General features: G+C 37.0%; 11 protein-coding genes. 8 read left to right on the top strand and 3 right to left on the bottom strand.

Annotated features, from left to right (window positions below; genetic code table 11):
- A partial coding sequence (locus tag CG11_RS19435; RefSeq protein WP_052598504.1) for a hypothetical protein occupies positions 1-281 on the bottom strand: 281 nt, incomplete at its 3' end.
- A 1,053-nt stretch (positions 282-1,334) separates the two neighbouring features.
- On the opposite strand from CG11_RS19435, the gene CG11_RS19430 reads away from it, so the two are divergent.
- The 4 genes from CG11_RS19430 to CG11_RS19415 all read left to right on the top strand — a co-directional run bounded on the left by CG11_RS19430 (position 1,335) and on the right by CG11_RS19415 (position 10,818).
- Positions 1,335-2,342 (top strand): type IX secretion system membrane protein PorP/SprF, encoded by a 1,008-nt coding sequence (locus tag CG11_RS19430; RefSeq protein ID WP_052598503.1) that lies wholly within the window; start codon positions 1,335-1,337, stop codon positions 2,340-2,342.
- 61 nt (positions 2,343-2,403) lie between these two features.
- Complete coding sequence (locus CG11_RS19425; protein ID WP_052598502.1) at positions 2,404-3,912, top strand: SUMF1/EgtB/PvdO family nonheme iron enzyme; 1,509 nt, start codon at positions 2,404-2,406, stop codon at positions 3,910-3,912.
- A gap of 336 nt (positions 3,913-4,248) precedes the next feature.
- Positions 4,249-8,811 carry an alpha-2-macroglobulin family protein gene (locus CG11_RS19420; protein ID WP_052598501.1) on the top strand — a complete coding sequence of 1,521 codons (4,563 nt, stop codon included), beginning with the start codon at positions 4,249-4,251 and terminating at the stop codon, positions 8,809-8,811.
- Between the two features lie 156 nt (positions 8,812-8,967).
- Positions 8,968-10,818 carry a DNA topoisomerase IV subunit B gene (locus CG11_RS19415; RefSeq protein WP_052598500.1) on the top strand — a complete coding sequence of 617 codons (1,851 nt, stop codon included), beginning with the start codon at positions 8,968-8,970 and terminating at the stop codon, positions 10,816-10,818.
- Between the two features lie 74 nt (positions 10,819-10,892).
- Here the strand turns inward: CG11_RS19415 and CG11_RS19410 are convergent, their stop codons facing one another.
- Positions 10,893-14,537 carry a T9SS type A sorting domain-containing protein gene (locus tag CG11_RS19410; protein WP_052598499.1) on the bottom strand — a complete coding sequence of 1,215 codons (3,645 nt, stop codon included), beginning with the start codon at positions 14,535-14,537 and terminating at the stop codon, positions 10,893-10,895.
- Between the two features lie 631 nt (positions 14,538-15,168).
- On the opposite strand from CG11_RS19410, the gene CG11_RS19405 reads away from it, so the two are divergent.
- The 4 genes from CG11_RS19405 to CG11_RS19390 all read left to right on the top strand — a co-directional run bounded on the left by CG11_RS19405 (position 15,169) and on the right by CG11_RS19390 (position 20,672).
- Positions 15,169-16,392, top strand: a complete 1,224-nt coding sequence (locus tag CG11_RS19405) for an HD domain-containing protein (RefSeq protein ID WP_052598498.1) — start codon at positions 15,169-15,171, stop codon at positions 16,390-16,392.
- 218 nt (positions 16,393-16,610) lie between these two features.
- Positions 16,611-17,696 carry a peptidoglycan-binding protein gene (locus CG11_RS19400; RefSeq protein ID WP_052598497.1) on the top strand — a complete coding sequence of 362 codons (1,086 nt, stop codon included), beginning with the start codon at positions 16,611-16,613 and terminating at the stop codon, positions 17,694-17,696.
- Positions 17,697-17,959: 263 nt separating this feature from the next.
- Complete coding sequence (locus CG11_RS19395; RefSeq protein WP_052598496.1) at positions 17,960-19,234, top strand: hypothetical protein; 1,275 nt, start codon at positions 17,960-17,962, stop codon at positions 19,232-19,234.
- A gap of 478 nt (positions 19,235-19,712) precedes the next feature.
- Complete coding sequence (locus CG11_RS19390) at positions 19,713-20,672, top strand: energy transducer TonB (protein WP_063833150.1); 960 nt, start codon at positions 19,713-19,715, stop codon at positions 20,670-20,672.
- 96 nt (positions 20,673-20,768) lie between these two features.
- Here CG11_RS19390 and CG11_RS19385 read toward each other — a convergent pair whose 3' ends face one another.
- Positions 20,769-21,872, bottom strand: coding sequence for an anhydro-N-acetylmuramic acid kinase (locus CG11_RS19385; RefSeq protein ID WP_052598494.1), 1,104 nt, complete (start codon positions 21,870-21,872; stop codon positions 20,769-20,771).
- Positions 21,873-22,009 lie beyond the last annotated feature (137 nt).

Below are 22,009 nucleotides of genomic sequence, written 5' to 3'. Positions count from 1 at the left end.
GTATTAGTCAAAGGTGAGTATTGTTCATTGACCAATCTTGCGGTCAAATCACCATAACTATTCAAACGAATTTGTTTAGAGAAGATAGGAAGACGTGCTTCTGTTCCATTGTAATTTGCCTTTTCAAAATAAAGATAATGTAAGGTGTTTCCATCGGGCAATTGGTATGTCCTAGGTTGTTCTTGCCAATTAATGGTGATGCTTTCTGTGGTGGTTTGTGCATAGGAGCTTGTACTAACAAGCAATGTTAGTAGAGATGCTTTGAAAAAAGAGTTAAGCATAGCGTTCTTTTTTTAGAATGATGATCTAGCAGTGATAGGATTTGCGATCAGAAATATAATTGATATTGCAAAGTGCTTGCTTGGCAACCATCTGTCTTGTGAATAGTGTAGGAGAGGCTATTTTAGGAGAAGACAAAAACTCAAGTTTAGGAGACAAGAGCGGTTGCATAAAGACTTTGATAAATGACAAAATTTATACAGGTGTATTGGTTTAGTGTTGTTTAGGTGTTTGGATACAAAATTACATTGGTGAAAAAAATTATAAAGTATCAATTAATAATACTCCGTTGATTTTTTAGTTTTTCTACGAAAAACGTAAAAAAGCATCTTGTATTAGTTTGATTACCAGTCTTTTAGTGTAAAGGTTAGTAAAAGTGCATCTTGCTGATAATCAAACTAATACGATTTTTCAACGGAGTAATGAATTAACATTAGTTTGCGTAAACTATGTAGTAGCAGTGTCCCCAAGTTGTTGGCTCATAACCCAAGAGAATAACAACGCTCATCGAATAAAAGAGGCTGTTACCTTTCAGTTAAAGAGCTACGTAACTTCTTGCTAGAAGGAAGTGAATGAGCGAACTACTACTGATTAAAACGTAAGAAAATCAAAAGTGTAGAGGGATGTAGTAGAAAAAATAATAGAATTGTTCAATTCCTTAATTTGACATTATCAAGTAGATCCTTTATATTTATAGGCAATACGTTCCCGCCTTTTGGCTTAAACACCTTTAAGCCGTCACACATCATTAAAAACTTTTAGTGGTGGTGGTCATCCATTACATAGTTATAAGAGTATTATTATAGTATACAATCTTAGTAGAGTTGGAGACACCAACTATATAAAAGTGGAATAATAATTTTGATTTCGTACATAAGCTTAAAAATAAGTGTACTTTTATCACCGTTAAAAGAGGGTCGAATTTAAATTCTTTCAGAGAATTTAAAATAATTGATGCTATAGACAACCAAAAGACTTTCGGTTTTGTATGCTTATGAAATGGTTCGAAATCAGCTAGAATCGTCATCAATTACCCATCTATCAAATAAAATGTTATGAGATATAGATTTTTTGTACTTTTAGGATTGTTGTTGATTGGTACAAAAATATCAGCACAAGATCCTGTTTACAGTCAATTTTTTGCAGCACCAATGCAGTTAAATCCAGCTATGACTGGCTTGGTAGAAGCACCTGTCATCACCCTAAATTATAGAAATCAGTGGCCTAATATTCCTAATGCTTATTCTACTTATGCTGTATCTATCAGTCATTATGCTTCTAAAATCAATAGTGGTTTTGGGGCATTAGTAGAGGCAGATATAGCTGGTGGAGGTATCTATGCAACCTATCGTATCGGGTTATTTTATGCATATGACATTCGCTTTTCAAAAAAATTCTATATTCGTGCTGGTTTAGAAGGAAATTTTGTGAATTCTAGATTGGCTTGGAACAAATTGGTCTTTTTAGATCAGTTGAATGTTGCAACAGGAACGGTGGATATGAATGGAAACCCAAATCCTACCAATGAAGCTCAAGGTAGTTCAAGTCTCAACTATTTTGATTTGGGAACGGGTTTATTGGTCAACACGCCTTATTTTTATGCTGGGGTCTCTGTAAAACACTTGACAACACCTAGGGAAAGTTTTTTGGGAGCATCTCAAGATGGATCGGATGAATTGCCCTTGCGCTATAGCATACATGCGGGAAGCGAAATTCGTCTAACCAAACGCAATAAATTGGGAAAACAAGCGTTTTTATCTCCAAATGTATTATTTGTTAAGCAAAGATCCTTTCATCAACTGAATATTGGTACATACGCTCGGTACGGAATATTTTTGGGAGGAATTTGGTTTCGACATACTTTTACCAATGCTGATGCCGTTATATTTATGGTTGGTATTCAGAAGGGTGTTTTTAAATTGGGATATAGTTATGATTTGACCGTATCCAAACTAGGAGCTGAATCGGGAGGAGCACATGAAATCTCTTTGACTCTCAACTTTGAAAATAAAAAACGAAAACACCGAAATAGATATAATGATTGCCTAGAAATATTTAGGTAATTTAAAAATTTTACTAAATTTGTTAGCCTTTTATTTAGATCATAAAAAATCTTAGCTCGTAATGAAGAAAATATTTTTATTTGGACTGCTTGGTATGTTGGTAGCAATGTCTTCTTGTAAAAAAGAAGAACGTTCAAACACAACAGGGTGGGTATACAACTCTCCAGAATGGGGTGGTTTTGAAAAACCCATTGACTATCAAGGGCAGGAAACAGGTCCAAACCTCGTTTTTATTGAAGGTGGTACCTTCAATATGGGACAAACAGAAGAAGATGTGATGAAGGATTATCGTGGTATTCCTCGTCGTGTAACGGTATCTTCTTTTTATATGGACGAAACAGAAGTTTCTAATATTGCTTACTTAGAATACTTATATTGGTTACAACGAGTGCATTCTTCAATGCCTCAATTACATAGAAAAGCATTGCCAGATACATTGGTATGGTTAGAAGAATTGTCTTATAACGAACCTTATGTTGAAACATATTTGCGCCATCCTGCTTATATGGATTATCCTTTGGTAGGGGTTACTTGGTTGCAAGCACAAGAATATTGTAAATGGAGAACAGACCGTGTCAACGAAATGATTCTTATCAGAGATGGTAAAATTGCTGGAGACATGGAAGGTCAACAAGGAGCTAACAATTTTGTGACAGAATCTTACTTAGCAGGTGTTTATGAAGCTGATCCAGGAGACAAGCCAATGGTAAGTCCTTCTACTGGTGAAGAAAGAAGCGTAAGATTTGAAGATGGTATTATTCTACCCGACTACCGTTTGCCTTCGGAAGCAGAGTGGGAATATGCTGCTTTGGCTTTAGTAGGAAATCAAGCATATGCTAGAGATGAGCGTATCTCTGACCGTAGAATCTACCCTTGGGATGGAACTACAGTACGTTATCCTCAACATGGTAGATACCAAGGGATGATTGTGGCTAACTTTAAGCGTGGACGTGGTGATTACATGGGTATGGCTGGTGCCTTGAATGATAATGCATCAATCACAGCTCCTGTTCGTTCTTATGTGCCAAACGATTATGGTCTATACAATATGGCTGGTAACGTAAACGAATGGGTACAAGATGTTTACCGTCCAATGACTAGTACTACTTTAAGAGATGTTGAAACGCAAGATTTGAATCCTTATCGTGGTAATGTATTTATGGAAATAGAGTTAGATGCAGATGGCAAGCCTCAATTGGATGATGATTCTATTGCTCCTGGGCGTTTGAAATACAAAGAATTGGATGCAGATGAAATTGCAAATAGAAGAAACTTCCAATTCTCTAATGTAATCAATCACTTGGATGGTGATGCTCAGTCTGAAGCAACATATGAGTACGGAAAACACAGTTTAGTTTCTGACAAAGCACGTGTTTATAAAGGTGGTGCTTGGAACGACAGAGCTTACTGGATGTCTCCTGGTACTAGACGTTTCTTAGAAGAAGATAAATCTTCTGCTTATTTAGGTTTCCGTTGTGCGATGACTCGTACAGGTTCTCCAAAAGGTAATGGAATGCCAGGTGGTAACCAGTTTAAAACTACAAAACGCAAAACTAAGAGAAGATACTAGAATTAATATAAGCTAAATTTTTTAGTGACTTGAAGCCGCCTCAATTTAATTGAGGCGGCTTTTTGTTTTTATTAATTGCGTTTTATAACTATTTTATAATTATTATCGCTTTAGTTGGGGGAATTATTAGGAAGTTTCTTATGGGCTCAATGATAATAAAATTCGTACCCCAAACACCAAAAAAAAGCAAGGCTGCATCTTCTAAGTTATAAGCCAATTCAACCACACCTTATTATATAGACTAGTCGTTGCTCGTCTAGGTTGGATGCGGTCTTAGAAAACCCAAAGAGTGAAAACCTGATCACCAACTTATTCTTTTATTCCAGTCTTATAATTATGAAATCGACAACACAAAAAATAGCTATTTCCTTTTTAATTTTTATGATGTTGGGCATTGGCTTAGCAAGTGCTATTTATAACCAACCCAATATATTATCCAATCATCCATTTCTAAAAAACTTGGTAGAAAAGTTAGCGCTTTATCAAGAGCAAATGGCAGAGGACAAAGTTTATCTGCAATTTGATAAAACTTTTTATGAACCAGGAGAATCAATTTGGTTTACAGCGTATGTTAGAGATGCTCGTACGTTTCAGGCAAGTGATAAAAGTGAAGTAGTGTATGTAGAATTACTGAGTCCTAAAGGAAGTGTAGAACAAACCTTAACGCTGATTGCCCAAGAAGGACAGGTAGGTGGTGCTTTTGATTTGGTCGCAAGTTTAAAAGGTGGTTTGTATACCATCAAAGCCTATACACAATGGCAGAAGAATACAAACGCTTTTTTTGAACGGGATATCACTGTCCAAAAATCTGTATTGCCCAACCTTAATATGAAGCTTAATTTTGATAAAAAAGCATACGGTGCAGGAGCTGCTGTAATCGCAACGTTAGATTTGAATACGCTAACAAAGAAAGCATTGGTAGGACATGCCTTTGATTATGTTGTTAATTTGGAAGGGAAAAGAATAAAAGCAGGAAAAGGAAAGACCAATAATGTAGGTCGTGCTTACCTCAAATTTAATTTGCCTCAAAAACTGGCTACCAATGATGGTTTGTTGAATGTAATGATTCAATACAAAGGTCAAACTGAGTCCATAGCTAGAAGCATTCCTATTGTGCTGGGGAATATTGATTTAGCATTTTATCCAGAAGGGGGGGATTTAATCACAGGTATGAATTGTGGAGTTGGCTTTAAAGCACTTGATGAGTTTGGTAAACCTGCAGATGTAGAAGGACATATTGTTGATCAAGAAGGAAAAATTGTCACAACATTTGATAGTTACCATCAAGGAATGGGACAGTTTGAGATGACGGCACAAAAAGGACAACAGTATACTGCCAAAATTACAAGCCCTGCTTTTATAACAAAAGAGTATCCTCTTCCCGTTGCCTTAGACGAAGGCTATGCTTTAAAAGCCGTGACGTCTGACCCAAAACATATCAATTTAGGGGTAATCAGTTCTAAAGAAGAAGAACTCTATGTTGTGGTTCAAAGTCGCCAAGAGGTTCAGTATTCTAAAGTAGTTGCTGCCCAAAAAGGCTTGAACACACTTTCTATTCCAACAACTAATTTTCCTGTAGGAATTGCCCAAATTACCTTGTTTAGTAGTGACAAAATAGCTAGAGCAGAGCGATTGATTTTTGTGAATCCTAATAAACAATTGAATGTAGAAGTTATTACCAACAAAGAAAAATACCTTCCGAGAGAAAAAGTAGAAATGAGCCTAAAGGTAACCAATGAATTGGGACAACCTGTATCTGGAGACTTTTCCTTGGCAGTAGTAGATGATAAGTTGTTGACTTTTGCTGATGATAAACAAGGGCATTTGTTGTCTTATATGTTGTTGGAGTCGGATTTAAAGGGCGAGGTTGTTGAACCTAATTTTTATTTTGATGACGAAAAAGATGCAACGCGTTTAAAGCCTAATATTGATCGAAAAAAAGCATTAGACCACTTAATGATGACACAAGGGTGGAGAAAATTTGCTTGGAAAGAAATTATAGCAGAAAGTTATCAAGCACCAACTCAAACTGGTGAATTAGCTAGAATAGGAGGTACTGTGTTAAATGAAAAGGGAGAGCCAGTATCTGGCATAGCTGTCGAGTTAATGGGAAAAGATGTGGTAGCAGTAACCGATCAAAATGGTCGATTTTCTATCAACAATTGGAAGTTGTTTGAATCGGTTAATCTTCAGACAAAGTCTGATATTTATTATCCTGTATTGACAAGCGTTTTGGATTATAATAATGACCTCACTCTACAAGTATACAAAAAAAGAGTTATTACTGGAGTTGTTAAAAATAGTGATAATAAGGTAATTGCAAATGCGGAAGTGCGGGCTTCGGGAATAACAGCAACCAAAACGAATGGAAAGGGTGTCTTTTCTTTAACCATCCCTAACAATATAACAGCTTTGCAAGTATATGGAGCTGGTTATCGTGCTGAAAATATTATTCTAAAAGAAGGAGAGAATGTTGTTAATGTAATGTTGGATGAAGCTTTAATTGTTGCGACTAGGGCTACGGCTGTTAATAGAGGTGGTGTGGTGAGAGTATTTGATGCTCCTGAAGCGGTAGAGGAATTTGAAGAAGTTGTTATGTTTGATGGAGTAGCAGAGCCTTTGCCAGAGCCAGAACCTGCCCCAATGGATGATGTTGCATTGATAGATGAAGATGTAGAAGGGCTTATAATAGGGGAGTTGGTACTTGATAAAGAAGATTTGGTATTAGAGGATTTGGAAATGAAAAAAAATGAATTGGAAGGATATTGGGCGCCTCAAATTACAGGGACACGTTATCAGCGTGTTCGAGAGTTTCCAGTAGTGACGTATGAAAAAGAATCAGTTTCTACAGTGCGGACAGATTTTCGATCAACGGTATATTGGAACCCCAGTGTTAGAGTGGGAGCCGATGGCAAAGCACAGATAACTTTTTATAACAATGATGCCATTACGCAGTTTAGAGTGACAATCGAAGGGTTTGGAGATAACGGAGGACTTGGTCGTACGAGTTATACATACTTTACACAACTACCATTTGAAATGTTGACCAAAGTACCTAAAGAGGTGTTGACTGGAGATCAAATTACCATTCCATTAACGTTAACAAACAACAGATCAATAGCGCTTAAAGGAAATTTGAGCATCACACTGCCTACTCATATTCAACTGCTAGAAAAAGCTCCTACGACTATTCATGTAACAGCAGAAGGAAGCAAAACAATAGCTTTAAAGTGTTTGGTTTTAGACAAAGTTGCAGAAGGAGATTTGTTGCTTGGATTTGAAGCAGAAGGTTTAAAAGATCAATTATTGACGACAATTAATGCTCGACCAAGAGGCTTTCCTGTGCATGAGGTAGTTACAGGTGACAAAATGCGCCAAGAGTTTTCGTTGACAATTCAGGAACAATTAGAAGGTTCTCTAGTTGCTAAATTGCAAGCATACCCCAACACTTTGGATGAAGTTATGAAAGGAATGGAAAATATGTTGAGAATGCCCCATGGTTGTTTTGAGCAGACTTCTAGCTCTAATTATCCGAATTTATTAGTATTGGATTATTTACGAGAAACAGGAATGTCTTTGCCTCAAATAGAAAAACAAGCGATGGAGTATCTTGATGCAGGATACAAGCGTTTGGTAGGTTATGAGTCGCCTTCAGGAGGTTTTGATTGGTGGGGAAGAGACCCTGGGCATGAAGCTTTATCGGCATATGGTTTGATGGAGTTTGTTGACATGAAACGAGTTTACGATGTTGACAAAGAATTGATTGATCGAACCGCAAAATGGCTGTTGAGCAGAAAGGATGGAAAAGGGAGTTGGAACAAAAATCAACAGGCACTACATAGTTGGGCGGTAGCTGAAGTTACCGATGCGTATATTGTTTGGGCAGTAGCAGAAGCAGGATATTCTGATAAAATAACCAAAGAACTGGACAAATCGTATAAGGATGCTGTGAAAAGTGAGGATCCTTACATGATGGCTTTGGTGGCAAATGCTTTATTTAAGGCAAAGGATAAGCGAGCAACAACGCTTGTAAAAGAACTCGCCAAGTTGCAGCAGAAAGATGGTCGTTTTGTCGGCTTAACTAGTTCGGTAACCAATTCAACAGGACAGTCTTTGATGATCGAAACGTCTAGCCTAGCGGTTTTAGCAATGTTGCAAGCTCAGGGGTATGACAAGGCTGTACAAGAGGCTATAAAAGCAATTCAGAGTGGAAAAAATTACTATGGATATGGTTCTACCCAAGGGACAGTTTTGGCATTAAAAGCAATGTTAGAGTATGCCAAAAATAGTAAGAAAGCCGCCGAACCAGGAGAACTTGTTGTGTCTATAGATGGGCAACAAGTAGCTACAGTTGCTTACACGGAGGACCAAAGTGAGGTTTTGATTCCTAATCTAGGTGAATTCTTAAAAGATGGAAAGCAAAATATTGTTGTTGAATACAAAGGAACTAAAGTAGCAATGCCTTGGGATTTAGAAGTTACTTACACAACTCGTTTGCCTCAAAATTCTCCCAATTGTCCATTGTCCTTGCATACTACATTGCCTAAAAACGAGGTTAAAATGGGAGAAACCATTCGGTTAACAACAACATTGTCTAATACTAGTGCTAAAGGGCAACCAATGGCGATGGCGATGGTTGGGATTCCTGCTGGTTTGAGTTTACAGCCTTGGCAGTTAAAAGAATTACAAGAAAAGAAGATCGTCGATTATTATGAATTATTTGATGGATATGCTGTCTTTCATTACGAACAATTAGAGCCCAATCAAACCAAAACGATACAGCTTGATTTGAAAGCAGATGTCCCTGGAACTTATGAAGCCCCTGCTTCTTCGGCATTTTTGTACTACACTAATGAGGATAAGGTTTGGGCGAAGCCCAAGCGGATGATTATCCAATAAAGCGATAAAAAAACTTCAATTTCAACATCTTGTTTAGAATTTATTTTTGAAACAATTTGTTTTTTATTCCTAGAATTAGTATATTTGTAGTAAAGCTTGAAATTTTTTAGAATTTCAGGCTTTTCTTTTGAAAAGAACAAGCATTAAATAACACAAATGGCAACAGCAAAATATACAGAAGATAATATACGATCTTTAGATTGGAAAGAGCATATTCGTTTACGTCCAGGTATGTACATCGGAAAGCTGGGCAACGGAACAGCTCCTGACGATGGAATCTATATTTTATTCAAAGAGGTAATTGATAACTCTATTGATGAATATATGATGGGGGCTGGCAAGAAAATTGAAATCAAGCTGACAGATGATGGCATGATGACTCTAAGAGACTATGGTCGTGGTATTCCTTTGGGTAAAGTTGTTGATTGTGTTTCAAAAATTAACACTGGAGGAAAGTATGATTCCAATGCTTTTCAAAAAGCAGTAGGACTGAATGGGGTTGGTACAAAGGCTGTTAATGCATTGTCTACTTATTTCAAAGTTTGCTCTTATCGTGATGGAAAAATGAAAACAGCCATTTTTGAGCAAGGAGTATTGAAAGAAGATAAAAAGCTTGTTAAAACGGAAGAACCTAATGGAACATACATCGAATTCCGTCCAGACAATTCCATTTTTAAGAACTATAAATTCAATCGACAATATATTGAAGATCGTATTTGGGATTATGCTTACCTAAATGCAGGCTTGCGATTGACGTTCAACAGCAAATCATTTGTTTCTAAAAATGGTCTGTTGGATTTATTGACCAAACGTGTCGATATTGAAAAAATTCGTTATCCTATTATTCATTTAAAAGGAGACGATATAGAAATTGCCATGACACATGGACAACATTATGGAGAACAATATAATTCTTTTGTTAATGGTCAAAATACGACTCAAGGAGGAACGCACCTAAATGCGTTTCGTGCAGCGCTGGTAAAAACTGTTCGTGATTTTTATGGTAAAAATTATGATGCAGCAGATATTCGGAGTGCGATTGTTGCAGCAATTAGTGTGCGTGTTCAAGAACCTATTTTTGAGTCACAAACTAAAACAAAATTAGGTTCCATTAATGTAGGTCCTCAAGGTCCTAGTTTGAATGTCTTTGTAGGGGATTTTATCAAAGAAAAGCTAGATAACTTTTTGCACAAAAATCCAGAAGTTGCAACTGCCTTACAGAAGCGTATTGTTCAGTCTGAACGAGAGCGCAAAGAAATTGCAGGGATCAAAAAGTTGGCAAATACTAGAGCTAAGAAAGCGAATTTGCACAATAAAAAACTTAGAGATTGCCGTTTGCATTACAATACAAATAAAGAAGGGGCAAACGAAACGATGTTGTTTATTACAGAGGGAGACTCAGCAAGTGGATCGATTACCAAAGCTAGAGATGTAAAAACTCAGGCTGTTTTTAGTTTGCGTGGAAAACCTTTGAATTGTTATAATCTCACTAAGAAAGTGGTTTATGAAAACGAAGAATTTAATTTGCTGCAACATGCTTTGAACATTGAAGACGGCTTGGATGATTTGAGATACAACAAAGTAATTATTGCTACCGATGCCGACGTTGATGGTATGCATATTCGTCTATTGTTATTGACCTTCTTTTTGCAATTTTTCCCAGAGTTAGTGATTCGTGGACATTTGTATATCCTAGAGACGCCTCTCTTTCGAGTAAGAAATAAAAAGAAAACATTCTATTGTTATAGCGAAGAAGAAAAGCAGGAGGCAATGAATAAGTTAGGAAAAACAGCTGAGGTGACTCGATTTAAAGGTCTAGGAGAGATTTCACCAAGCGAATTCGGGCAATTTATTGGCGAAGATATTCATTTAGAGCCTGTACAAATGAGCCCATCTGCCGATATTGATAAACTATTGTCTTATTATATGGGCAAAAATACTGCCGATCGCCAACAAAATATTATACAAAATTTACGTATTGAACAAGATGTCGTAACCGTAGATTAGTGGAATGTAATTTTTTGTTGTAAATAAAAAATCCCCGTATAGCAAGTGCCATACGGGGATTTTTAGCATCAAGATTAATTCTTCACTAGTTTAATCATTTTACCTTCTGTATGGAGAAGATAAATTCCTTTAGGAAGGTCTTGTATGGGTAGGACAAACGTATTCAACCCTTTGCTAGCTTGAACCTGTCCTTGAAGTAAGTTTTGTCCTAATAGATTGGTAATTCTATAAGGAAGATTGGCAGCAAATTCAGAATGAAATTGCAAAGATACCTCATTTTTGAATGGATTCGGGAAAACAACAAAGCTGTATACATCAACATCGCAGTTAGCTACTGTGTTTAAGCTATAGTTTTTGGTATCGTTGTTACCAATCATAGCTAAACGGTAGAGGTTTTCACCTAAAAGAGGGTTGGGATCATTAAATTGGTATTCTCTTTGGTTGGTTGCTGTTGTCGTGCCAATAGTCGTCCATTGTTCATCAATATATTTCTCTATTTCAAATATACCTTTAAACTGATTGTCAGACATTGTCCATTCTAACAAGTTGTTACCACCGCCTTGACAATTTGCTTTAAAGCTTTCCAATCTTGTTGATAATAGAACGTTAGAAACCAGTCGGATATCATCAATAGCAATATCTGATTGAAAACCATTGCCTGTAATTCCTCTAAATCTAAGTTTTACGGTTTGGCCTGTATATGGTGCTAAACTAATGTTTGTTGTTCGCCAAGCATTCCCTTGGTCGCCACTAATGGCTGGCATTATATCTAAAGTCCAAACACCTCCAATTTGAATATCCAAATGAAGTTCACCAACAGCATTGCCTGTCATGTGGTGTCCAAATACAAAATCATAATTTTGATCTAAAGTCATACAAGCTGTTTGAAGAATACCTGTACGACCACTACAACTAGATGCTTCCAAGTAAGCGTAATTTCCTGTTGCAGTACCTGGATTAAAGTCAACAGAAGGACCTGTACCAGTAGAAGGAGTTCCGCCCCTATCTATTCGCCAGTCAATATCATCATCTGTGCCGTTGGTAAGATTAGACCATAGTGGACTAGCTAGTGGACAAGTTGTTGCTCCACAGTCACTAGTAGTTGCGCAAGTTGCTTCGGCTTCAAAATCGTTATTGAATGAAGAAGCATTGGTTGCACTTGATACTGTAATGTAGCCATTCTTAGTTTCTAAATCACTTCCCGTAGCATTGCTTGCATTTAACTGTACATTGTAAGTCCCCGCAGCAGTAAAACTTACTTGTGGATTTTGAGAATTGGCATTGGTACCTCCAACAAAAGTGAATGTAGCTGGCGTAATGGTCCATGTCCAAGAAGTAGGAGTATAAGAAGAATTATCTGTAAAAGTAACAGGCTCTCCCATACAAACATTGGTAGCAGAGGTTTCAAAGCAAGCCAAAGCAGCAACATTTCCAGGATCTTTAAGATCGCTTTTCCACAATCCTTGTCCGTATGTTGCAGCATATAGCATACTTTTACATTGAGCACTGTTGTAGTGAATTTCTAATTCTGTTACCTCAACATTAGGAATGCCTGTTGCGTAAAGTACCCAATCTGCTAGTGTGTTGTCTTTGTAATAAACTCCTACATCCATACCAACATACATGGCCTCAACAGGACTTTCAGCATCAATGACAATTGTGTTTAGAGATATGTTGGGAAGTGTTCCCGAAACATCTGTCCAACTAACTCCGCTATTGGTTGACTCATAAATATTATTACCTAAAGCGATGAATAAATGAGTAGGATCTGTTGGGTCAATTTCTATATCTCTAGGTGTTCCACTAGCAGGCAGGTTAGCATCTAAGTCTGTCCATGTAGGAGAGGCAGCGAGTGCGTTGTTGGTACGGTAGAAGTTGCTACTACCTCCTTTAGAGGCATATAGTACATTGCTATTAGAAGGAGCGATCGCCAAATCGACCATATTAGAAGTATTGGCAAAATTAGAAATCTGAGTCCATGCTGTCCCTGTACGAACGGCATCGTTGCGCCAGATATCATCATAACCCGCAAACATCCTATTGGCATTATTGGGATCTAATTTATAAGGCGTAACCCAACCTCCACCTTCACCAGTAGGGCCAGAGATGCTCGCAAAACTTGTTCCTCCATTGGTAGAGCGTCTGATGTCTCCATAGTACAATGCACCATACATATACGTATCATCTGTTGGATCAATGATACATTCCATTCCATCCCCTCCAATTTCGGTTACAAAAGTAGTTCCTTCGTTAATAGCTGTTCCATTATCTTGATAACCATTGATTGCTTTATCAAGAGTTTGTTGAGAAACGCCGATTTTATAAATTTGAGCAATAGCAAGACCACTACTAAGATCCGTCCAGTTGGTGCCACCATCTACCGTAAGATAGAGCCCTCCATCATTCCCATTATAAAGATTGTTATTATGAGGAGAAAAATCTAAGGCATGTTGGTCGGCATGAACGCCATCAACACCACCAGAAGGACCTACCCAATAAGAAACACAATTCATTGTTGCCCCTCCATCAGTAGATTTCCAAATATTAACACCACCCGTATAAATCGTATTAGCATCGGTTGGGTCAGCAGCAATGACCAAGTCATACCAAGCCTGACTACCCGTACCAGAACCATTAATCGCATAATCTAATACATTAGGAGTGGTAGTTCGAGTTGTGAAAGAGGTACCACTATTGGTAGAACGATAAATACCCACTAAGCCATTCCCCGCTCCTCCTATGAGGTATACCCAGTCTGGTTGATTGGGCGAAACAGCTAAAGCAATTCGTTGCACTCCACCAGGAACGCCATTGGTAATTCGAGTCCAAGTGACACCACCATCCGTAGATTTGTGAAATCTTGTTCCTGAAGCGTAGGCAATGTTGGAGTTGGTAGGATGATAGGCAATGTCTTTAGGGTTATGCCCTAAAGAAGCAGACGAAGTCCAAGTAGCGCCAGCATCTGTTGTTCTATAAATGCGTTGATTGGAACTAGCCGCAATCATAATATTGGGGTTCGTTGGGTCCATCAACAATTCATTGATCGTTCTATTACCCATTCCTGTATTGCGAGGAGACCAAGTTAGTCCCCCATCTGTACTACGCCATACACCATACCCAGGAGCATCCCCCCCATCTCTATCCCCCGTTGCTACATAAATCGTATTGGGGTTAGTTGGATGAATTACAATACTAGATATACCTAATCTTGTTAATCCTGTAATATATTGTGTCCAAGTAGTTCCATTATCTGTGGTTTTCCAAACGCCACCAGAGGGCGCACCAACATAAATGGTATTGGCATCTGTAGGGTGAAAAGCAATACAGTTTAAACGACCATTCCCGTTTAATTGTCCAGTGCCATTGTTTGGGGTAGGAGTAGGACCTAGTATTGTCCAATTACCAGAACCAGCGGTATAGTTCCTGCTGTTAGAATGTGTATTATAATATTTAGACATTTCATTTAAGACATGTCCAGGGGCAGGGAATCTCCCTTTTTCATCGACTCGATGTTCCCAATAATATTCCCAACGTTTGTATTGTTTGATACCCAACCCTTTTTTATAGGGAACATTGCCTAGTTCATCTTCGTAAGCTTTTTGGATATCATAAAAATTGGCAGTAGGATCGTGAATCATGTCTTGCCAACTATTTTGGCCAAACAAGATAGAGCTAATAAAAAAAGAAAAGAGTAGAAGTAAGACCGTAAAAATTTTCATAGTTTAGTATATTAAAAGTGTGGTCTCTCTTCTGTTTCTAAATTGGCGATAGGAAACAGAAAAGTGCTTTTGGGACAAAAGCAGAAAGAAATTTTAAACTAAAAAATAATTGATTGAGAATTATGCGGTGAGTTTGCGTATTAAATTTCTTTTAAAGTATTGTTTTTTGTTATTAAAGTTGTTTTTTTTGTTAAAAGTAAAACAATAATTTGGTATAACATCATTATGTTAAGATATATTTGGAGGTGTCTGTTCAATTTTAGTTAAGATAATGAACCTAAAGGGAGGAGTATAAGTAATAGACAGAGTAAGAGCGATCAATATATGTATCTTATTATAAGTGGCATTATAAATAGCAAGTGGCTAGCCCAATTCTATTATATATTATGAGATAACTTACCCCTTCAACTTGGTTTTACAGAACGATTGTTATTATATTAGATTAATATGCCAAAAAACATTACTCCGTTGAAAAATCGTATTAGTTTGATTATCAGTAAGATGTGCTTTTGTTGACTTTTGTACTAAAAGGCTGATAATCAAACTAATGCAAGATGCTTTTTTACGTTTTTCGTAGGAAAACTAAAAAATCAACGGAGTATTAAAAAAAACGTAAAGGAATATAAATATTATGAGCTTAGGATATAAAATTGTGAACGATCCAATCTATGGTTTGATAGAAATACCCAAAGGAATTATTTCAGATTTGATAGAACACCCCTATTTTCAGCGTCTACGTAGAATTACACAATTAGGATTGACACATTATGTATATCCTGGGGCTACACACAATCGATTTCATCATTCGATAGGGGCGATGCATTTGACGATGCAAGCCGTCCACACACTAAAGTGTAAGGGAGTAGATATTACAAAAGAAGAATCTGAAGCAGTCATTATTGCTATTTTGTTGCATGACTTGGGGCATGGCCCTTTTTCGCACTCTTTAGAGCATATGTTGGTAGATATTAATCATGAGGCAATATCTATGCTATTGATGGAGCGTTTGAATAAGGTTTTTGAGGGGCAATTGGATTTGGCTATTCAGATTTTTAAAAATAAATATCCAAAGAAATTTTTGTATCAATTGGTTTCTGGACAATTGGATATGGATCGGATGGACTATTTAACAAGAGATAGCTTTTTTACAGGAGTTCAGGAAGGCAACATAGGTTACGATCGTTTGTTGCAAATGTTGAATGTACATGAAGACAAACTAGTCATCGAGTTTAAAGGAATTTATTCTGTCGAAAATTTTCTCATTGCTCGACGCTTAATGTACTGGCAAGTTTACTTGCATAAAAATGTGATTTGTGCTGGAGAAATGTTAATCCAAATTGTACGGAGAGCAAGGTATTTATGTCAAAACGGGGTGGAGTTACCAATTTCTAAAACATTGCATTACTTCTTAAGTCAAACTTTAACATCAAAGGATTTGAAAAAAAATGCCAATGAAATTGTAGAGTATTTTTATAGATTAGATGATATCGATATCTTAGCAGCTATAAAAGGTTTTGAAGAACATCCTGATTTTGTGCTTTCTTTTTTGTCCAAAAGCTTGTTGGAGCGAAAGCTACTAAAAGTAGATCTTAGAAACAAACCTATAGATGCGAGTTTTTTGGATGCTGTTCGGACTAAAATTAAACAAATATATCCAGAGATTAGTGACGATGAGCTTTCTTATTTGGTTTTGGAAGGGAAAGAAGCCAACCGTGCTTATAAAATGGGGAAGGAGGAAATTTTGATTTTATTACAAGATAAGACAGCCAAACCAATTTCTAAATGGCAAGAACATAGCATGCAGCGCAAAGAAATTGTTAAATATTTTGCTTGTTATCCTAAATTTGTTGTCTAAAAAGCTGCATTTCAAATTAAGATTCGGTAAAAAGCAGTTCTTGGCAAGAATAAACCTGCCAATATGATAAAAAAGTAATAAGTTTGCATATATTAATAATAATTGTTATTTGATTAGTAGGCGAATAGTTCTATACTTTCAGTAGTTAAACTTGTGATTTTACTAATGTTATTGTTCAATAAAATCCCTGAATTAAATTTATGAAACATCTTAATAATATGAAAAGAATAACTTACATTCTCTGTACGGCCTTACTTGTGGTTCCATTTCTTTCTAGTAAAATTATAGCACAAGATTATCCGCCTAATGCTGAACCAGGAAAATGCTACGCCAAATGTATGATTCCTGATGAATATGAAAATCTGACAGAAGAGGTTTTAACGAAACAGGCAACACAAAGATTAGAAATTGTTCCAGCTCAATTTGAAGAAGTAGACGAACAAGTTGAAGTAAAAGGAGCTTCAACTCGCTTAGAAATTATTCCAGCAGTTTATGAGACGGTTACAGAGCAAATTGAAATTAAACCAGCTTCTTTTCGCTTAGAACCTGTTGCGGCTACTTATAAAGATGTTGAGACTCAAATCATGGTTCGTCCAGAGGAAATTAAGTTGGTTGAAGTACCAGCCGTTTACGAAACGGTAACCGAACAAATCGAAATTTCTCCTGCTTCTACAAAATGGGTTAAACGGAAAGGTGACAAAAATTGTTTGTCGCAAGACCCTGAGGATTGTTTGGTTTGGTGTTTGGTTGAAGTGCCAGCACAATATCAAACGGTTACAAAAACAATTATGAAAACGCCTCCAACAACCAAAGAGGTGGTTATCCCTGCTGAATATAAAACGACCAAAGATCGTGTGGTGGAAACGCCTCCAACAACAAGAAGAGTTGAAATTCCAGCAGAATACAAAACGATTACTAAGACCATCGTTGTTCGCCCATCAGAAACTAGAACCATTGAAATTCCAGCAGAATACAAAACTGTGAAGAAAACAGTAATGGTAAAACCAGCCGAAACAAAGGTGACGGAGGTACCTGCTCAATATAGAACGGTTTCTAATCGTCGTCTAGTAAAAGCAGGCGGTTTCTCTGAGTGGAGAGAGGTTTTATGTCAAAATAAAATTAATGCGGTTAAAGTACAAGAAATTCAAGCTGCTTTGAAAGCAAGAGGTTATGATCCAGGACCAATTGATAATGTAATGGGAAAATTGACAAAGGCGGCTTTGGTGAAGTTTCAAAAAGATAATGGTCTTCCAATCGGTCAATTAGACTTTGATACACTTAAAGCCTTGGGTGTTAGTTACTAAATCTGTAAAAAAAATAATTTAGTAGAAATCATAAATTCTAAACGACAATAAAAATATCGCCACTTGTTCTTTTTTTAAGGCAAGTGGCCTCTTTTTTTGCAAAAGAAAGCTTAAATTAGAGGACGAACCATTTATCATACGGATTTGTTATAATGATAAACGAACATCTATATTGGCATAGATGTGGAGAGAAAATTAAATATACATTGTACAAAAAGGCTGCTAAATGGCCTTGATTATAAATTACGGAAAGAAGGACTGTTATGAAAACAAAACTTGTATTGTGGGGAACTAAAGGTACTGAAGAAAATGCTCAAAAAGTATTGATCGCTTTAGAGTTAAATCCTGAAACAAACAAAGTGAAATCTTGGTTTTTCGAAGGAGAGGTAGCATCAGAGGAATTTGCAAAAGCCTTGATGGACCAATGGCGAAAAGGAGAAGCCGTTGCTTTTCCTGAAGGAGTAGAAGCGCAAGAGATGGCACTGTCTGCTAGTACTAGCTTGCTCCCAGAAGGGATTAGCACAGACAAAGCAGAGTTGTTAGCACGCACACAAACAGAATGGATTTTTATCGTTTTGTCTACCAAATTGTACAAAAACTATCAAGTAGAACTAGAGGAGTTGCAAGAACAGGTCGATGGGTTGAAATCTTACTCGAAAGATATGTGGGAACGTATGAAAGATTTTTGGGCAAAGGTTCAAATGCAAGTTAGTGAGCAAAACTTATTTAGGGAGCATACTAATAATCTTAGAAATAGAACCAATGAGTTATTTGCTCAACTGAAAAAAATGCGCTCTCAAGAAGATGCTAAGTTTGAATCAGAGGCAACAGAAAATTATAATAAATTATTGGCAGTTTTAGAACCTATTGAAGCACTAATTGAGCAAGAAGGAGCTGACTTGCAAAAGGTGTTTGATAAGCTCAAAACACTTCAGCAAAATTTTAAAAACTCTAAATTAACAAGAACTCTTCGATCAAAACTTTGGGATCGAATAGACAGTGCCTTTAAAAAAGTAAAAGCTAAACGCTCTCCTAATAGTTCTCCTGAAGGTCGCCTTACTCGCCGTATAGAAGGGTTAAAAGGTGCTATTGATAAAATGGAAAAATCTATTGGAAGAGATCAAAAAGAATTGTCTATCCAAAATGATAAAATCAACTCGGGTGATGTGAGTCAACTAGAAACACAACTAAGAGAGGTACGAGCAAAACTTATTCGTGAACGCATTGATTCTAAAAGTAAGAAGTTAGAGGATATGTATGCGACTATGAAAGATTTGGAAACAAAGCATGCTCGAAACTTAGCTCGAAGAGCCAAAGAAGAGGCGGCAGCAGCGGCTAAAAAGGCAGAAGAGGCTAAGGCAGCAGCAGAACAAGCAAAAGCAGTGGCAGAACAAGCTATTGCTGAGCAGCAAGAGCAACCAAGTGAAACTGTAGAGCAACAAGATAAGACAGAGGAAGTATCTGAAACTGCTAAAAATGAGGAGATTAAAGAGAATGTTTCTAACGAGACTCCAGCAGAAAAAGATGAAGAGGAATAAGGGAACTACAATGAATTTAGTATAACTGATTTATAATCAGTAGTAAAGTCGCTATCCATTATTGGGTGGCGACTTTTTTTTGAAAAAAAATAATCTAGACACACCAAAATAGAAAATGGCAACATCTATATAATCAAATGCTACTATTAAATGCTAGTTTACTTTAGATAGTATTTTATTACTTACTACAAGAGGATAAAATTTGACGAGGATTCACATTGGCTTTGAGGTTTGTCAAAAAATCAATGAGATAGCAAATTTTCATGCTTCTAAACATAAAGTATAAGTGGTGGGCAAAAGGCTCACCCTACTTTACACACCAATATTTATATTCACCACAACATACTTGTAATTATATCTAAAAGCATAACCCAATGGGTGTTATAGCTAAAGGGCATTGCCATGCCTAAAACTAAACTTTTAACATTAAATTGACTATAAGCTCTAGGAGTTTATGGTCCAAACAATTCTAAACATTATGAATACATTATTTGCTACATCAACCCTAATTTTGAGTGGGGGACAGGTATTGTTAGGTTTTGCTGCTGTAGGAGTAGCCATCTACTTGGGAATTTTTGCCACAAAGACTTATATGAATCAACAGGCATTAAAAATCAAAACAGAAGGAAACAAGAATGATTCTCCTTTGGTTCGGAAGTATGCCGCAGTAGATATTCATCAACATACTAAAAATATAAAGTTAGCAGGTTTTGCTTCAGCGGTAGCCGTGGTATTGATTGCGTTTGCTTGGACACAGTTTACGAGTGAGCAAGTATTGGCAGAATTTTTTCCTGAGCTAGAAGAAATCGAAATGGAGGTGCCACCAACTTCTCAAGACAAACCTAAATTGCCACCAGCTTTGCCGCCACCAGCTCCTAAACCTGCGCTAACTTTTGAGCCAACAGATGAGCCAGAACCCGAACCAGAAAAGCCAGAAGAACCTATTATAGATGTGAGTCCAACTCCTAGTACTTATACAGGTCCAACCGACCCAAATGCTACAGAATTGCCACCAGTTATCGCAATAGAACCAGAGCCAGAACCAGAAGAACCAGCACCTAATGATGATATTATTCTGATTGCAGATCAAATGCCAAGATTTCCAGGATGTGAAGAACAAACAGGAAATCATGAAGCGAAAAAAGCCTGTGCCGATAAAAAATTATTGAGCTTTATTTATGAGAATATTAAATATCCAAGTATGGCTCGTGATATGGGCATAGAAGGAGCCGTTGCGGTGAGTTTTGTTATTAACAAAGATGGTTCGGTAGGAGATATTAAAATTCTAAGAGACCCAGGAGGAGGATTAGGCAAAGAGACCATTAGAATTATAAAACTAATGAACAAAATGCCTGAAAAATGGACGCCAGGAAAACAACGTGGAAGACCAGTAAGAGTTCGTTATAATTTGCCAGTAAGATTTAAACTAAATGATTAATAAGTATTTATAATCTATTCTATTGATTGCTAGATAGAAGTTATGAATGATAGAGTCGCAGCCTGAGTAACTGCGGCTCTTTTCTTTTTTAGAAACTTACAACAAACCTTGGTAAATTGCACCATTTATAGTGTTTCTTCGAGCGCCTGTAATGCTTTTTAGGCTGTTACTGGTCTTTTCTATGCGCATGACACCCAACAATGCCATCAAAATGGCTTCTTTAAAAGAAATAATAGAAGCATCAGGTAGAAATAATTCTACTTCAGCATGGCGATTGCAATAAGCATTGATGCGCTCCATTAAAAATTCATTAAATGCGCCTCCACCTGTTACTAGAACCTTGTAGTTTTGTTTTGAAAATGCTTCCTTTTGAAGTACTTGTTCGATACAGGTAGCAATTTCAATAGCAATATGTTCGCAGGCAGTGGCTAGTTTGTCTTGCCATGAAAAAGATGCTGCTAAGTAAAGTGGTAAAACTTGTTGCCGAATCCACGCGTTGCCCAGTGATTTTGGGTAGGATTGAGTGTAATAGTCAAAATTGGCAACTTGTTCCAATAGTCCTTGAGCAACGATGCCTTGACTAGACCAAATACCTTTATCGTCATATTCTGCTCCTAGTTCTTGCGCCAAAGCATTTAAAACTTGGTTGGCAGGACAACAATCCATAGCTACCCATTTGTTATTGATATTGGCGGATAAGTTGGCTATCCCTCCAATATTGAGATAAAAATCGTAGCCTTTGAAAAGATATTGGTCGGCTAATGGAGCTAGAGGCGCGCCTTCTCCATCCAACGCAACATCTTGGGTTCTAAAGTCACAAATGGTCGTAATACCTGTTTTGGCAGCAAGGGCAGCTCCATCGCCAATCTGAATAGAAATCCGCTGATTGGGGTTGTGAAAAATTGTATGCCCATGCGAGGCGATAAAATCAATATTTGATAAGTGGTGTTTTTGAATAAACGTTTGAACCAATTCGGCCATATAGTGCCCAAAATAAGTATGTGTTTTGGCAAAAATAAGCCCATCTTGGCTGGGCAAATTGCGAAGCCTACTCTTCCACATATCCGAAAAATCTAATGTTTCGGAAGCCAATAATTCCCATTCTTTTACTTGTTGATTTTCCCAATTGATAGAACAATATGCAATATCCAAACCATCTAAAGAACTCCCTGACATGAGTCCTAGTACTTTATAATTCATAATCTATTTTTATTTGAACGTCGAAAGTACAAAATATTGTTACGAAAAATACAAAGCGGATAATCATTCTTAAAGGGAAATGGCTTATATTTTTAATAATTGGTGGTGTCGTTATCGTTTTGTAAATGATTGATAAA

This window comes from Aureispira sp. CCB-QB1, assembly GCF_000724545.1.
GTDB lineage: Bacteria > Bacteroidota > Bacteroidia > Chitinophagales > Saprospiraceae > Aureispira.
This window is presented reverse-complemented; position numbering and strand designations above follow the sequence as displayed.

Coding starts and splice junctions, on each gene's coding strand:
- CG11_RS19390 (WP_063833150.1), top strand. CDS start 19,713: ATGAATACATTATTTGCTACATCAACCCTAATTTTGAGTGGGGGACAG.
- CG11_RS19395 (WP_052598496.1), top strand. CDS start 17,960: ATGAAAACAAAACTTGTATTGTGGGGAACTAAAGGTACTGAAGAAAAT.
- CG11_RS19385 (WP_052598494.1), bottom strand. CDS start 21,872: ATGAATTATAAAGTACTAGGACTCATGTCAGGGAGTTCTTTAGATGGT.
- CG11_RS19425 (WP_052598502.1), top strand. CDS start 2,404: ATGAAGAAAATATTTTTATTTGGACTGCTTGGTATGTTGGTAGCAATG.
- CG11_RS19415 (WP_052598500.1), top strand. CDS start 8,968: ATGGCAACAGCAAAATATACAGAAGATAATATACGATCTTTAGATTGG.
- CG11_RS19405 (WP_052598498.1), top strand. CDS start 15,169: ATGAGCTTAGGATATAAAATTGTGAACGATCCAATCTATGGTTTGATA.
- CG11_RS19430 (WP_052598503.1), top strand. CDS start 1,335: ATGAGATATAGATTTTTTGTACTTTTAGGATTGTTGTTGATTGGTACA.
- CG11_RS19420 (WP_052598501.1), top strand. CDS start 4,249: ATGAAATCGACAACACAAAAAATAGCTATTTCCTTTTTAATTTTTATG.
- CG11_RS19410 (WP_052598499.1), bottom strand. CDS start 14,537: ATGAAAATTTTTACGGTCTTACTTCTACTCTTTTCTTTTTTTATTAGC.
- CG11_RS19400 (WP_052598497.1), top strand. CDS start 16,611: ATGAAAAGAATAACTTACATTCTCTGTACGGCCTTACTTGTGGTTCCA.